At 72.0% G+C, this 14,294-nt stretch carries 10 protein-coding genes and 2 pseudogenes; 9 read left to right on the forward strand and 3 right to left on the reverse strand.

Annotation, left to right across the window (positions count from 1 at the left end; genetic code table 11):
• Positions 1-103: 103 nt before the first annotated feature.
• From OG702_RS18420 to OG702_RS18435, 4 genes are read left to right on the forward strand one after another with little or no spacing between them, the layout of a single operon-like run.
• Positions 104-1,708: a TIGR02677 family protein gene (locus OG702_RS18420; RefSeq protein WP_327289983.1), complete on the forward strand. Its 1,605-nt coding sequence runs from the start codon at positions 104-106 to the stop codon at positions 1,706-1,708.
• On the forward strand, positions 1,701-2,960 hold the full coding sequence (locus tag OG702_RS18425; protein WP_327289984.1) for a TIGR02678 family protein: 1,260 nt from the start codon (positions 1,701-1,703) through the stop codon (positions 2,958-2,960). Before OG702_RS18420 ends, OG702_RS18425 begins: the two co-directional genes overlap by 8 nt.
• A complete protein-coding gene (locus OG702_RS18430) occupies positions 2,957-7,072 on the forward strand; it encodes a TIGR02680 family protein (protein WP_327289985.1) in 4,116 nt (1,371 codons plus the stop codon). The genes OG702_RS18425 and OG702_RS18430 overlap by 4 nt, the downstream gene beginning before the upstream one ends.
• 2 nt (positions 7,073-7,074) lie before the next feature.
• The gene (locus OG702_RS18435) at positions 7,075-8,328 is read left to right on the forward strand and encodes a TIGR02679 family protein (RefSeq protein WP_327289986.1); all 1,254 of its coding nucleotides are present in this window, start codon (positions 7,075-7,077) and stop codon (positions 8,326-8,328) included.
• Positions 8,329-8,395: 67 nt separating this feature from the next.
• Here OG702_RS18435 and OG702_RS18440 read toward each other — a convergent pair.
• Positions 8,396-8,613: pseudogene (locus tag OG702_RS18440) on the reverse strand (LLM class flavin-dependent oxidoreductase); the annotation flags it as partial.
• Between the two features lie 191 nt (positions 8,614-8,804).
• Here OG702_RS18440 and OG702_RS18445 point away from each other — a divergent pair.
• The 4 genes from OG702_RS18445 (at position 8,805) to OG702_RS18460 (ending at position 11,071) form a co-directional block, all read left to right on the forward strand.
• Positions 8,805-9,119, forward strand: coding sequence for a hypothetical protein (locus OG702_RS18445; protein ID WP_327289987.1), 315 nt, complete (start codon positions 8,805-8,807; stop codon positions 9,117-9,119).
• Between the two features lie 43 nt (positions 9,120-9,162).
• A complete protein-coding gene (locus tag OG702_RS18450) occupies positions 9,163-10,341 on the forward strand; it encodes a hypothetical protein (protein ID WP_327289988.1) in 1,179 nt (392 codons plus the stop codon).
• 83 nt (positions 10,342-10,424) lie between these two features.
• Positions 10,425-10,673 (forward strand): hypothetical protein, encoded by a 249-nt coding sequence (locus OG702_RS18455; RefSeq protein WP_327289989.1) that lies wholly within the window; start codon positions 10,425-10,427, stop codon positions 10,671-10,673.
• Entirely contained in the window at positions 10,670-11,071 is a 402-nt protein-coding gene (locus OG702_RS18460; RefSeq protein WP_327289990.1) for a PIN domain-containing protein, read from the forward strand. Before OG702_RS18455 ends, OG702_RS18460 begins: the two co-directional genes overlap by 4 nt.
• A 22-nt stretch (positions 11,072-11,093) precedes the next feature.
• On the opposite strand, the pseudogene OG702_RS18465 reads toward OG702_RS18460, so the two are convergent.
• Positions 11,094-11,224, reverse strand: a pseudogene (locus OG702_RS18465) (LLM class flavin-dependent oxidoreductase); the annotation flags it as partial.
• 184 nt (positions 11,225-11,408) lie between these two features.
• On the opposite strand from OG702_RS18465, the gene OG702_RS18470 reads away from it, so the two are divergent.
• Positions 11,409-13,085 carry a cytochrome c biogenesis protein DipZ gene (locus OG702_RS18470; RefSeq protein ID WP_327289991.1) on the forward strand — a complete coding sequence of 559 codons (1,677 nt, stop codon included), beginning with the start codon at positions 11,409-11,411 and terminating at the stop codon, positions 13,083-13,085.
• A gap of 149 nt (positions 13,086-13,234) precedes the next feature.
• On the opposite strand, the gene OG702_RS18475 is transcribed toward OG702_RS18470, so the two are convergent.
• On the reverse strand, positions 13,235-14,275 hold the full coding sequence (locus OG702_RS18475; protein ID WP_327289992.1) for an FG-GAP repeat domain-containing protein: 1,041 nt from the start codon (positions 14,273-14,275) through the stop codon (positions 13,235-13,237).
• Positions 14,276-14,294: the final 19 nt, after the last annotated feature.

Below are 14,294 nucleotides of genomic sequence, written 5' to 3' on the forward strand. Positions count from 1 at the left end.
CTGTGGCCCCCGGCCCTGGCAGGGTACGAGGTCCGCGGCAGTCGTATCGCCCGTTCGGTGAAGCTGGCAGGGGGAGCGCTTGGCACCCTGCACAATGGAATGCGTGACCAGCACAGAACCCCCTCGTGCGGGCTCGCAGGCCGTGGGCGCCGAGAGGGAGCACGGACCGTACCAGCCGTTCGCCCACCTTTCCACCGAGCACTGCGGACTGTACCGCCAGGTAATGGGGGCCTTCATCCGGGCCAAGCAGGAGTTCACCGTCCACCTGCGGCCGGAGGACGTGCATCTGGGACTGCTGCCGGAGGACCGTCCGTCGCCGGACGCGGTGGCGGCGGCGCTGGAACGGCTCGCCCGGTGGGGCAATCTGCGGGCCGACCCGGACACCAGCCGGGTCACGGCGCTGGAGGACTTCTACCGGGCCCGGCACATCTACCAGCTCACCCGGGCGGGTGAAGCCGCCGAGGAGGCGCTGGCCGCGTACGACGAGGCATTGGGCCGGCGCGGGGAGCTGCAGGCGGTGGCGCTCGCCGACATCGCGGTGCAACTGCGGGCGCTGCTGGTGATGGCCGAGCGGTCCGAACGGGACCCGGCCGTGGTGCACCTGTCGCTGCTCGCACTGGTCGACCGCTTCTCCGGTCTCGCGGAGAACGCGCGGGCGTTCATGAACTCCCTCCAGCGGACGGTCGACCTGCACGAGGCGGAGGTGGAGGTCTTCCTCGCGTACAAGCAGCGGCTGATCGAGTACCTGGAGCGGTTCATCGAGGACCTGGTCACCCGGGGTGCGGAGATCGCCGGGTTGCTGGGGGAGCTGGGCGTGCCGCCGGACGGACCGGTCGGGCCGCTGCTGCGGCTGGCCGCCGAGCGCGAGGCTTCCGACGCGGCCCCGGACCTCGCCGTCGAGGCGCTGGCCGCCGCCGGGCAGCGCTGGCAGGGGCGCTGGGAGGGGCTGCGGGCGTGGTTCGTCAGCGTGCCGGGCCGCAACTCCCAGGCGAAGCTGCTCCGGGCGGCCGCACGCCAGGCGATTCCCCAGCTGCTGTCCGTCGTCAGGGCGCTGAACGAGCGGCGGGCCGGCCGCTCGGACCGCTCGGCCGACTTCCGGGAGCTGGCACGCTGGTTCGCCGAGGCTCCGCAGGACGCCGCACGGCACCGGATGTGGCGTTCGGCTTTCGGCCTGTACTCCGCCCGGCACCTGACGGTCGACCAGGAGTCGCTGATCGAGCAGGAGGCGGAGCCGGTATCGGCCTCCACGTCCTGGTACGACGCCCCGGGCGTGCGGATCAGCCCGCATCTGCGCCGTACCGGCTCGTACGAGCGGCGCGGGCGGGCCAGGTCCGTACAGGACCGGTCGGAAGCCAAGGCGTATCTCGGCGAGCTGGCGCGCAAGCAGGCCGAGCAGACGGCGGCGGCCAGGGCGCGGTTGGCCACCCCGGGACCCGTACGGCTCAGTGAACTCGACGAGTTGGACGGGGACGCCTTCCGGCTGTTCCTGCTGTTGCTCGGCGACGCTCTGGCGGCGTGGCGGCCCGGCACGGAGACGGTCTCGACCACTACCAACGACGGGACGATGGAGATCAGGTTGACGAGACTGCCCGGCGGCGGGACGGCCGAGATCCGCACCCTCGACGGGGTCTTTCGGGGGCCGGAGCACCTGGTGGAGATCGTCGACCTCACGGCGGAGCGCAAGCGGTCGGCGCGGGCCGGTGAGTGACAACCGGCTGGGCGACGTCCTGGCGGCGCAACGCGTCGACGAGGTCAGACGGGGCGCACGGGCGTTGTTGCGCCGTCCGCTGCTGCGTGCGGGCAGCGACGACTTCCGGCTGGTCCGGCAGCACGCAGCCGAGCTGCGTACCTGGTTCGATCGCAACACGGGCTGGGCACTGCTGGTGGACTCGGAAGTGGCCCGGCTGCGTCGTGTCCCGGGCCGGGACGCCGATTCGACCCATCCGGCGCGGGACCAGCGCACCGGGCTGCCCTTCTCCCGGCGGCGCTACGTGCTGGTGTGCCTGTGCCTGGCGGTCCTGGAGCGCGCCGAGCACCAGATCGCACTCGGGCGGCTGGCGGAGCAGGTCGTCCTCTCGGCGGCCGACCCCGCGCTGGAGGAGGCCGGCGTCGTCTTCACGCTGACCGATCGGGAGCAGCGCACCGATCTGGTGGCGGTGGTCCGGCTGCTGCTGAACTGGGGCGTGCTGGCCAAGGTCGCCGGTGACGAGGACGCGTTCCTCAAGTCGGCCGGTGACGCCCTGTACGACGTGGACCGCCGGGTGCTGGCCGGCCTCCTGGTCTCCCGGCGCGGCCCGAGCACGGTGCGCGCGGTGGACTTCGAGCAGCGGCTGGCCGAGCTCAACGCCGAGGTGCTGCCGGACAGCGACGAGCTGCGCAACCGGGCGTTGCGACACACGCTGACGCGGCGGCTGCTGGACGATCCGGTGCTGTACCTGGACGAGCTGTCCGATGCCGAGCGGGCGTACCTGACCACCCAGCGGGGTGCCCTGACACGCAGGATCAGCGAGCTGACCGGGCTCGTACCGGAGGTGCGCGCCGAGGGCGTCGCCATGGTCGACCCCTACGACGACCTCACCGATCTGCGGATGCCGGAGCAGGGCACTGACGGCCATATCGCCCTGCTGATCGCCGAGTACCTGGCGGGCAGGGGCGGCAGCGTGACACTGGGCGAGCTGCACCGGCTGGTGGCCGGCTGGGCGCTGGAGCACGCCGGATTCTGGCGGCGCAGCGCGAGTACCCCCGGCGCCGAGGTCGAGCTGGTCGAGCAGGCGGTGGCACGGCTTTCCGCGCTGGGCCTGGTGGCGGCGGACGGCGGGGACGCGGTCCGCGGGCGCCCGGCACTGGACCGCTACCGGGTCGGCGAGACCGTCCTCCTGGAACCAGGACAGAGCACGCCGAGCAGGAAGCGACAGAAGCCCGCGAAGGGCACGAAGAGCACGAAGGGTACGAGGGCGTGACGAGCACCGTGGCCGGAACTCCATTGCCGGCCCCTGGCCGCTCCCGCTGGCAGCCGCTGCGGGTCGGCCTGGTCGACCTCTTCTATTACGACGTCGAGGAGTTCCACTTCCGCGACGGCCGCCTGCTGATGCGGGGCAACAACGGCACGGGCAAATCCAAGGTGCTAGCCCTGACCCTGCCCTTCCTGCTGGACGGCGACCTGGCATCGCACCGGGTGGAGCCCGACGCCGATCCGAAGAAGCGCATGGAGTGGAACCTGCTGCTCGGTGGCGAGCACCCGCATCCCGAACGGCTCGGGTACACCTGGGTCGAGTTCGGCCGTCTGGACGAGGACGGTACGGCCCGCTACACCACCCTCGGCTGTGGCCTGAAAGCCGTGGCCGGTCGCGGTGTCGCCCGGCATTGGTACTTCGTGACCGACCAGCGGGTGGGCGGGGAACTGCGGTTGCTGGACTCCACCGGCGCCGCGATCAGCCGCGACCGGCTGGCCGATGCGACGGACGGCCGGGGACTGGTGTACGACTCGGCCCGCTCCTACCGCCGGGCGGTGGACGAGGCGCTGTTCGGGCTCGGCGAGCAGCGCTATGCGGCCCTGGTGGACCTGCTGATCCAGTTGCGTCAGCCGCAGCTGTCCAAGCGGCCCAGCGAGAAGGCGCTTTCCCAGGCGCTCACCGAGTCGCTGCCGCCGATGGACCAGGCCGTGGTGGCGGATGTCGCCGAGGCGTTCCGCTCCCTGGACGAGGAGAAGGAGCAATTGGCCGTCATGGTGGCGGCCGAGCGGGCGGCGGACGCCTTTCTTCAGCACTACCGTCGGTATGCGCGGGTCGCCGCCCGCCGCAAAGCCCGTGCGCCCCGGGGACAGCATTCGCGTTACGAAGCCCTGCGCACCGAGCTGAACGCCGCTGAGCACGACTTCACGATGGCCGTCGAGGCGCTTGCCGGGGCCGAGGCCCGAGCGGAGGAGCTGGGGCAACAGCGCGCCGGTCTGCGGGCCAGGGACGAGGTGCTGCGGGCCGGTCCCGAGATGCGCAGCGCCCGTGAGCTGGAGCAGGCCGCCGAGCTGGCCGGGCGTACCGTGCGGGACGCCGGCCGCGCCGCGGCCGACGCTCTCAGGGCGGAGGGCGACCTGGCCAGATCCGCCGACCGGCTCGGTGCCGCGCGGTCGCGTACCGAGGCCGCCGAGCGGGCCTCGGAGACTGTACTCGCCCTGTCCGGCGAGGCGGCGGAGGCGGCTGGGCTGGAGCGCGAGCACGCCGACCGGGTGGTCCTTCCCCTGGCCGAGGAGAAGACCCCGGAGACCGTACAACGCGCCGTGGACGAGTTCACCGATCGCCGGCTGCGGTCGGTTGCCCTGGTCGAGAAGCAGGTGGCCACCGCGCAGGTGGCGGCGGACGATCTCGACCGGGCGCGGCGCGTGCTGGAGGACGCGGAAGGCGAACTGGCCCACCGCGCCGAGATGAGGGCGGACTCCGAGGAGGGCACGACGCGCGCGGGCCAGAACCACCTGGCGGCGGTCCGCGTGCATTTCGCCGGATGCTCCCTGCTTCGCCCGGCAAGCCTGGAGGGCACGCTCGACGAGCTGGCCCGATGGGTCGAGACCCTGGTCGGCGCCGACCCGTCCCGGGTGGCCGCCCAGCAGGCCGCGGCGGAGGTCGGCGCGGAACTCGCCCGGCGCCGCGCGGCGCTGGAGACCGAGCAGCGGCAGGCGCGGGAGAGCCACGACCGGCTGCTGGTCGAGCTGGCCGAGTTGCGCGCCGGGGGCCAGCGCGGACCGCTCGCCCCGCACACCCGATCCGCCGAGGCCAGGCGGGACCGCCCGGGGGCGCCGCTGTGGCGCCTGGTGGACTTCGCCGACGACTCCCTGACGGCGACCCAGCGGGCCGGTCTGGAAGCGGCGCTGGAAGCTTCCGGTCTGCTGGACGCCTGGGTCGGCCCGGACGGCACGGTGGTTTCCGCCGACGTCGGGGACACCCTCGCGACCGCGGGGGCTCCGGTGGACGGCCCGTCGCTTGCGGTGCTGCTGCGCCCCGCTGCGGACCGGGCCGACCCGGCGGTGGCGGAGTTGCCGGACGAGCTGATCGCCCGGGTGCTGGCGGGCATCGGCCTGCTGGCTCCGGGCGATGAACTCCCCGGCACCGGCACCTGGCTCGCATTCGACGGCCGGTTCCGCCTCGGCGCCCTCACCGGCGCCTGGTCCAAGCCGGCCGCGGAATATCTCGGCGAGGGCGCCCGGGAACAGGCCAGACGCGCCCGGCTCGCCCTCGTCGAAGCGGAGATCGCCCGACTCGAGGGCACGTTCACCGAACTCGCTGCACGCGGCGAGAGCCTGGAGGCGGACTATCGGGTCCTGGCGGCTGAACAGGCCGCGCTGCCTGACGACGCCGCTCTGCGCGACGCCCACGCCGCCGTGTCAGCCGCCCACCGTGAGTACACCCGTGCCACCCAGCGGCGCGAAGCGGCCGATGACGTGGCCGCCGAAGCGACCGCCGCCGCCGACCGGGCAATGACCGAACTGCACTCCCTCGCCGAGGAACTCGACCTCCCCAGCACCGGCGGCTGTCTGCGTGACCTGCGCGATGCTCTCGCCCGCTACCGCGAGTCCCTGGCCGCGCTCTGGCCCGCCGTACGTGAGACCCGCGCCGCCCGTGCGACCGTGGCCGCCGAGCAGGCCGACCACGCCCGCGCCGCCGAGCACACCGCCGAACTCGCCGAACGCTCCCGCGCCGCGGCCCGTGAGGCCGTCGCCGCACGGGAGCGCCACGAGACCTTGGCCGCGACGGTCGGCGCCGCCGTGGCCGACCTGCAACGCCAACTCACCGAGGTGGCCGTCGCGCTGCGCGAATGCGACGAGGGCGAGCGCGCCCTCCGCCGTGAGCAGGACGCCGCCGTCGGCTTCCGGGCCGCCGCGGACGCCGTGCGCTCCCGCGTCCGTACCGAGATCGAAGAGACGGTACGGACCCGTGCCGAGGCCATCGACACCTTCCGCCGTTTCGCAGGTACCGGCCTGCTCGCTGTCGCGTTGCCCGACCTGGAGGTCACCACCGACTCCTGGGCGCCCGAACCCGCGGTCCGCCTCGCCCGCGCCGTGGAAAACGAGTTGGAAGCCGTGGATGACTCCGACCCGGCCTGGGACCAGGTGCAGCGCAGGATCACCGAGGAACTGAAGGACCTCTCCGACGCGCTTGCGCGTCACGGCCACACCGCCGCCGCCCGGATGCTGGAGGACGGCCTGGTCGTCGACATCGTCTTCCAGGGCCGCGAGCGTTCCGTTCCCGAACTCGCCGCCGCCCTGGGCACAGAGGTCGGCGACCGCAGGGAGCTGCTCTCCGCCCGTGAGCAGGAGATCCTGGAGAACCATCTGATCACCGAGGTCGCAGGGACGCTCCAGGAACTGGTCAGCGCCGCGGAACACCAGGTGCTGGGGATGAATGAGGAGCTGAGGCACCGCCCGACGAGCACCGGCATGCTGCTGCGCCTCGTCTGGCGGCCCGCCCGCAACGCCCCCGGAGGACTGTCCGCCGCCCGCGGCCGCCTGCTGCGCCAGTCCTCGGACGCCTGGACGGCCGCTGACCGCAGCGCACTCGGCGAGTTCCTCCAGGCTCAGATCGAACGTGCCCGCAACGACAACCCCGCGGGCACCTGGCTGGAACATCTCACCGCGGCACTCGACTACCGCGCCTGGCACGAGTTCGGTATCGAACGCCATCAGCACGGCAGGTGGCAGTCGGCCGCCGGACCGGCCTCGGGCGGCGAGCGGGTGCTGTCCGTCTCCCTGCCGTTGTTCGCCGCCGCGTCCTCCCACTACGCCTCGGCCGGCAACCCTCACGCCCCTCGCCTGGTCACTCTCGACGAGGCGTTCGCCGGCGTGGACGACGATTCCCGCGCCAAGTCCCTCGGCCTCCTCGCCGCCTTCGACCTGGACGTGGTGATGACGTCCGAACGTGAATGGGGCTGCTACCCCCAGGTCCCGGGCCTGGCGATCGCCCAACTGTCCCGCGTGGACGGGGTCGCCGCCGTCCTGGTCACCCGCTGGGAGTGGGATGGCCGGCAGCGTAGTCGTGCCCGCGATCCCGAGTTGCCGGGCCAGCGCCAGGAGACACTGCCGGCCTGACCATGGACCTTCCTCGCTTGCAACGCCTGCTCGGCGGCCCGGAGACAGCCTGGCTGCTGGAGCGTGTCCGCAACCGCATAGCCGCCGGTCGGCCCCTGGACGCCTCGGCCACCCTCCGGTCCGCCACCCCCGGGCAGCGCCGCGCGGCCGAGGCGCTGCTCGGGCGTCGACTGCGCGCGGGCGCTTCCTTGACCGTGCCGCTGGCGGAGGTCGATCGCGTCCTGCGCGAGTCCCTGGCCTGCCCGGACGGCCTGGCCGCAGCGGTCGTCGCGCTCACCGGGCCGATAGGCGACAAGCGGGCCCAGGACGCCGCGCTCGCCGCCTCCTGGCAGCAGGTGCTGGCAGAACTCGACCAACCCGCCGTCACGGACCGGCCTGAACTCGCCTCCTGGCCTGCCATGCTGGCGGCGACAGGACTGCTCAAGCGGCTCTCCGGCAGCGACCCCGCGACCGCACGGCAACTCGCCGCCGACATCGTACGGGTGCTGGCCCTGCTGCCGTCCGACGGCCTCGCCCTCCCGGTTCTCGCTGCCCGCGCCCTCGGCGACGCCCACGCGCTGGACGAAGGGCGCCCTCTCACCACTCTTGTCCTGTCCGGCGTCCGGCATCTCGCCGAACTACCCGCCGCGACGACCGCCGGCGCCGAAGGCCGCCGAGCCGCATGGGCCGCCGTCGGAGTCGCCCTGGACGAGCTCTCCTCCCGGGTCCTTGTCCTGGGCCTGCCCGGCTCCCCCCGTGGCACGGTCGGCCGCGTGCTCGCCGCTGCGCGGGAAGGCGGGGAACCCTGCGTCCTGACGCTGCGCCAGTTGGTCCGGCAGGTACCCGATCTCGGACTCGACGAGCACGTCGTGCGGATCTGCGAGAACCCGGCAGTGCTCGCCGCCGCGGCCGACGAACTCGGCCCCGGCTGCCCTCCACTGGTCTGCGCGGAGGGCACTCTCTCAGCTGCCGCCCGCTGCCTGCTGCGACACCTCCGAGACCGGGGGTGCCGCCTCGCTTTCCACGGCGACTTCGACTGGGGCGGTATCCGCATCGCCACCGGCGTCCTGCGTCTCTTCGGCGCCACGCCATGGCGTTACGACGCCGTCTCCTACTTGGCCGCCGTCGAACGGAGCCTCGGGAGCCCCCTCACCACCGGATCTCCCGTTCCCACGCCCTGGGACCCGGCCCTCGGCGAGGCCATCAGCCACCATCGCGTCAGGGTCGAGGAAGAACACCTCATCGATCAGCTCCTCACCGACCTCCGCTCGCCTTAGCCTCCGATCAGCCGCAGACTCGAGGCGATTCCGCAGGTCAGCTCGTGATGCGTTAACGCGGCTTGACCGACGTCACGAGGGTGCCGAGCCGCACCCGCTCGGTGACGGCGGCGGCAGCCGTCAGCGTCGGGACGGCCCCGAACCACGGCCCGTCCCTGAAGGTCCGCCACGACAGGTGGTCGTAGGTGTAGGCGGCGTGGAACCCCAGCTCCTCGGCCCGCCGCCACACCTCCCGGCCCTGCTCGTGCCAGCGGTAGATCGGCGAACCACAGTGCTCAGTCGCATGCACACGACCTGACGAGCAAGGGACCACGCAGCAGGGACGAGGCATGGCTGCGCCGTGCCGGCGGTCCTGTGTCGGACGCCACCGCGCCGCGCTTCAGCCTGCCCGCAAGGCGTCGGCGCACGGAACAGTCGGCCACTTCGTCTGAGGAACGCGGCCCACCGAGCGCGCACCGCTCGCTACCGTGGCTGAGGTGAGCACAAGGAGCGGCGCCGAACTGGACGCGCTGATCGAGGAAGCGACCGTCGACACGTACGACGAGATCGAGGCGGTCAACGTATTCCTGGCGGCCATTGATGAGCACCTGACGGTTCCTTTCACCACGACCGTCCTGGGCGTCGAGGTGACAGTGGTCGAGATCGACCTCACGAACGACTCCCGCATGGTTGCTCGTTGCGTCCGGGAGGAGTTCCGGCAGGACATCGGCTTGGCTGAACTGCCCCTGCCGGAACCGGCTCCGGACGGGGCGGGCTGGGTCGAGGCGTACCGGCGCTGGGCCGGATGCTGAGGAAGCGGACCCGGACGAGAGCCGAAGCGCATCGGAGCACGACATGAACACCTTCCCAGATCTCGCCCACGCCCTGCGGCGCAGCGCCGAGCTGAAGGAAGAGCTCGTCGCGTTCGGGGAGAGCCACGCCTTCGAGCGTTTCCTCGACCCGCTCTTGGCGGAGGCCGGCGGCCCTGAAGGCGTGTTGGACGAGGCGACCGCGATCAACGTCATCGACCACTTCCTGGTGCAGTACCGCCTGCCTGATGGCAGCACGGTCGCCGACCGCTTCGTCACTCGGCGAACAGCTCTGTCCGAAGCCGACCGGCGGATGGTCCTGGCGTGGCGCGATCCGGTGGAGGGGCTTTTCGAGGTGCGGGGCAAGGACGGCGAGTGCCTGCGCCTGCTCAACCTGCTGGACGACCTGGAGTACCGGACGTACGCCAACGCCGGTCGATCGGCCTTCCGGAGCGTCACCGAAGGAGGCTTCGTGGGCGCCCGGCTGGTCGCCCTGCCGACGGCACCCGGCGCATGGCTCGTCTCCGGTGTGATGTCCTCCTACCCCCGGGCCGCCGCGCCGGAGATCGCCGCTGCGGCCCTCGATCTGGCCACCAGCCAACCCGACCTGGTCTTCCGCAATCCGGAGAAGGTGGAGCAGGGATGGCGCTCGATGCGGGAGGACCGGGTCGCGTTCGCCGAGTTCTTCGGCAGCGACGAACTGATCCTCGCGCCCGAAGAGACCGAGGACCGCATCAATGCCTACTACCGCAACAGGTGGGAGGTTGCCGCGGGGCAACGGCCCGGCCCCACCCGAGGCAAGCGGCGGCCCGCCCCGGGCCTGCCCCTCTTCACGTTGCCGCCCGAACTGGCGGAGTCGGACACCGTGGGTGTCATCTACGACCAGGTCGACGGGCTCAACTTCTACGCGGACTACGGGTCGCTGCTGGATCTCTTCGCCAACCCCGACCTGGCCGGCCGCAAGCACCATCAGGATCTGCTCCGCACGTACTTGCGCGAGGAGACGATCACGCCGCTGCCCATCCGCCGCCTGACCGCCGCACACCCGCAGAACGTCGACACGGTCTTCCGCAGACTCCTGCGGCAGCCCGGATTCACCTGGAGCGAGCACGGCGACGCCCTGCTGCGCCGACGCAAACCCTGGTACTACGAGAGCGAGCCGCGCCCGGGAGTCTCCGTGATCGGTGACCGGCTCAGTGAGCTGCTCCGCGGCCGGCCGCGCTGAGCGCATGCCGGTAGCTTCACAGGCTGCACACCCGGCGACCGAGAAGAAGCCCGCTTACCTGCATACTGCGGTATGCTCGCCGTATGGCTGACACGACCCGGATCACGGTCACGCTGCCGACCGAGCAGGTGGCCGAGCTGAGGAAGCTCACCGACAACGTCTCCGGCTATGTGGCCGAAGCGGTCGCCCGTCAGATCAGGCACCAGTTGCTCGGGGCCGATCTGCGGAGCTACGAGGACGAGCACGGTTCTTTCAGCGAAGAGGAACTGGCCGAGGCCCGAGCGCGTATCGCGGAGGCGACGGAGATCGCGGGCGGCGCGAGCGCAGCGTGAGTCAGCACATCGAATCTGTGGTCCTGGACAGCGAGGGTCTGTCTGCTTGGGTCGCCCAAGAACGGAAAGTCCTCGGCCTGCTGAAGGTGTTTCACGAGATGGGCGCGGATCTGGTCATCAGCGCGAACACCATCGTGGAGGTCAGTCACTCGCGCGTGAACACGCCCCGGCTTCAGTGGGCACTGTCCCGGGTCAAGGTGGAGCCGGTCACCGAGCAGACCGCCAAGGAAGCGGCGAGGCTGCTCAAGACGACCGGCCTTCACGGTCACAAGTACGCCATCGACGCGACCGTCGCCGAGACGGCCCTGCGGCAGCCCGGCCCGGTGGTCATCCTGACGTCGGACATCGACTGCGTGGCCCGCCTGTGCGGCAAGCAGATCGGGCTCATCAGCCTCTGAGCCGCAGAACCGCAAGTCAGCTCGTGATGCATGAACGCGGCTTGACTGAGGTCACCGGCGTCCCGAGCCGGATCCGCTCCGTGACGGCCGCCGCGGCCGTCAGCGTCGGCACGGCCCGAACCACGGCTTGTCCCTGAAGGTCCGCCACGACAGATGACCGTAGGTGTAGGCGACACCCCGACGTCCACCCGCGGCAGCGGCGGGGCCGCGAGATCTTACGGAGTGGTGACCGCTGGGGCCGGGAGCCGCTGTTCACAGGGGTCGGCATTACCCTCCGAAGTGCACCGGACGCGCCCTTGACCCGGACCGTGGCGGCTGGTCGCTCTCGGAGGTCGCTGTGGTCACGCTGGTGCTGATCGGGCTGGTGGGTGGATTCGTCACCGGCATCTCGCCGTGTGTGCTGCCGGTGTTGCCCGTGGTCTTCCTGACCGCGGGGGCGGCGGCGCCCGGCGAGGCGGGCAGCAAACGGCGGCCGTATCTGGTGGTGGCCGGACTTTCCGTGAGCTTCAGCGTGTTCACCCTGCTTGGCACCCTCGTGCTCAGCGCGCTGCCGCTGCCGTCGGACACCATCCGCTGGGCGGGCCTGGTGGTGCTGACCGCGCTCGGCGTCGCCATGATGTTCCCCCGGATACAGGATCTGCTGGAACGGCCGTTCTCCTGGGTGGGGCGGCGCCAGGTCAGCGGTGGGCACGGCGGGTTCGTGCTCGGGCTGGCGCTCGGAGCGGTGTACGTGCCGTGCGCCGGGCCGGTGCTTGCCGCGATCACGGTGGCGGGGGCCACGCACCGGATCGGGGTGCAGACGGTCGCGCTGACCCTGGCCTTCGCGGTGGGGACCGCGGCGCCGCTGCTGTTCTTCGCGCTGGCCGGCCGGGGGGTCGCCGAGCGGGTGCGGGCGTTCCGCGAGCGGCAGCGTTCGGTGCGGTTCGCCGCCGGGCTGGTCGTCATCGGGCTGGCCGTCGCGCTCACCTTCAACGTCACCGACGTGCTCCAGCGGGCGATCCCCGACTACACCGCCAAGATCAACCAGGCACTGGACGACTCCGGGACGGTCCAGGGGCTGGGACCGCAGCAGAGCGCGGCGCTCCAGGCCTGCGCGAACACCCCGGGCGCCCAACTGCTCGACTGCGGGAAGGCCCCCGGCTTCAGCGGCATCCAGCAGTGGTTCAACACCCCCGGTGACAAGCCGCTGACGCAGGCCGACCTCAAGGGCAAGGTGGTGCTGGTCGACTTCTGGGCGTACTCCTGCATCAACTGCCAGCGGGCCATCGCGCACACCAACGCCTGGTATCAGGAGTATCAGAAGAACGGGCTGGTGGTGGTGGGCGTGCACACCCCGGAGTACGCCTTCGAGCACGTGCCGGCGAATGTCGAGTCCGGGGCGGCGCGGCTGCACATCGCGTACCCGGTGGCGCTCGACAACGGCTACAGCACCTGGGACGCGTTCGGCAACAACTCCTGGCCGGCCTCCTACCTGATCGACGCGACCGGCGAGGTGCGGCACGTGTCGATCGGCGAGGGCGACTACGGCGGTGACGAGTCGCTGATCCGGCAGCTGCTCACGGCCGCGCACCCCGGCGTCGCGCTGGCCAAGGCGACCGATGTGCCGGACCGGACGCCCACCGATCCCAACGAGACCCCGGAGCTGTACCTGGGTGCGGATCGCGCCCTGGGCGTGGCCAACGGGCCGCTGCGGTCCGGCACCCAGTCCTTCGAACTGCCGGGGTCGGTACCGGCCGACGAGTTCGCCCTCGGCGGTACGTGGTCGGTCGGCAGCCAGGCGCTGACCTCGGGCGGCCGGGCCGCCATGGAGCTGAACTTCTCGGCGGACGACGTCTACTTGGACGTCGGCGGTACCGGAACGGTCACCGCTGCCTTCGAGGGGCGGACCACGACCTTCAAGGTGTCGGGGGCGCCGAACATCTACACGGTGGTGGGTGGCGGCGGCGTGCGGAGCGGGACGCTGAAGCTGACGTTCTCACCGGGGCTGAGCGCGTACTCCTTCACCTTCGGGTGAACCGGCCCCCGTCGACGCCTCGTCGGCGGACGCCGGTGACGGCACCGGGGCGGTTCCGGTACCCGAATCGGGTCCCGGGACCGCCCCGGTGTCACCGGACGGACGCCGTGGTGTCCGCGGTCACCGGACGGACGCCGTGGTGTCCGCGGTCACCGGTCGTGCGGGTGGTGCTTGCTGCTGCTGATGGAGAAGGCCCTGCCCGTCCCCGTCCAGTCGCCGCTGCTCACCCTGCCCGGCCAGCCGGTCACGGCGTTGTTGGCCGCCCGGCCCCACAGGTCCGGGACGCCGTCCCCCGTGATGTCGCCGGACGAGGCGAGGACCGGATAGGCGGCGGCCGTCGGCCCGGTGCCGACCGCCACCCGCGCGCCCGGGGAGCCCCAGGACGTCGGGTCGAGGATGCCCGCGACGCTGCCCGCCGCTCCGTAGACGCGCGACAGGCCGCCGGTGGCGTCGTCCCGCAGCAGCAGGTCGGGCAGCCCGTCGCCGTTGAGGTCGCCGGGCGCGACGACGGTCTCACCGTTCCAACCGCTCGCGCCGACCAGCACCGGCGCGCCGTGCATGTCGAGTCGCTTGCTGGCGCGGTCGCCGTAGTACACCCACAGCGAGCTGCCCTCCTTGACCAGGAGGTCGGGCGCGTCGTCCCCGTTGAGGTCGCCGGGCGCGACGACCTGGTCCGCGTCGTGCCAGTGGTCGTCCGCCACGGTGCAGCCTTCGGGGTTCTCGTCTGAGGGGCCGGTCACCGCCGGGCATTCCACGCTCAGCCGCTGCGGCCCGCCGTCGACGGCGGTCGCGAGCGTCCCGGTGCCGTCGTTGGGACGGACCCACAGCACCTTGCCGTCGCCCTGCGGGCCGGGTTCGAGGGTCACCAGGTCGTTGTGCCCGTCCTGGCCCCAGTCGCCGCGAGTGGTGACCGAGGTGTCGGTGAAGGTCCCGCCGCCCGACGTCGCCGCGGCGAACCGCCCGTCGCCCAGTCCCGCGTATGTCAGCAGCAGGCCGCTGCTGTCCGTGGTCCAGATGTCGTTCGTGCCGTCGCCGTTCAGATCGCCGGGAAGGTCTCGACCGCTGGTACCGACGGCCGTCAGTGCCGTCGCCGTCGGAGAGGTCAGACCGACCACGCCCAGAGCGGCGGCGGTGGCGACCGCCGCAGCGAGCGAACGCCGAGCACCTGGTGCACGGGAAATGCGGAACATGTAACTCCCTTTGGCCGTA

The organism is Streptomyces sp. NBC_01198 (assembly GCF_036010485.1).
Taxonomy (GTDB): Bacteria; Actinomycetota; Actinomycetes; order Streptomycetales; family Streptomycetaceae; genus Actinacidiphila.

Excerpts from the sequence above, each read along its gene's own strand:
- OG702_RS18475 (WP_327289992.1), bottom strand. The coding sequence starts at position 14,275 with ATGTTCCGCATTTCCCGTGCACCAGGTGCTCGGCGTTCGCTCGCTGCG.
- OG702_RS18450 (WP_327289988.1), top strand. The coding sequence starts at position 9,163 with ATGAACACCTTCCCAGATCTCGCCCACGCCCTGCGGCGCAGCGCCGAG.
- OG702_RS18455 (WP_327289989.1), top strand. The coding sequence starts at position 10,425 with ATGGCTGACACGACCCGGATCACGGTCACGCTGCCGACCGAGCAGGTG.
- OG702_RS18435 (WP_327289986.1), top strand. The coding sequence starts at position 7,075 with ATGGACCTTCCTCGCTTGCAACGCCTGCTCGGCGGCCCGGAGACAGCC.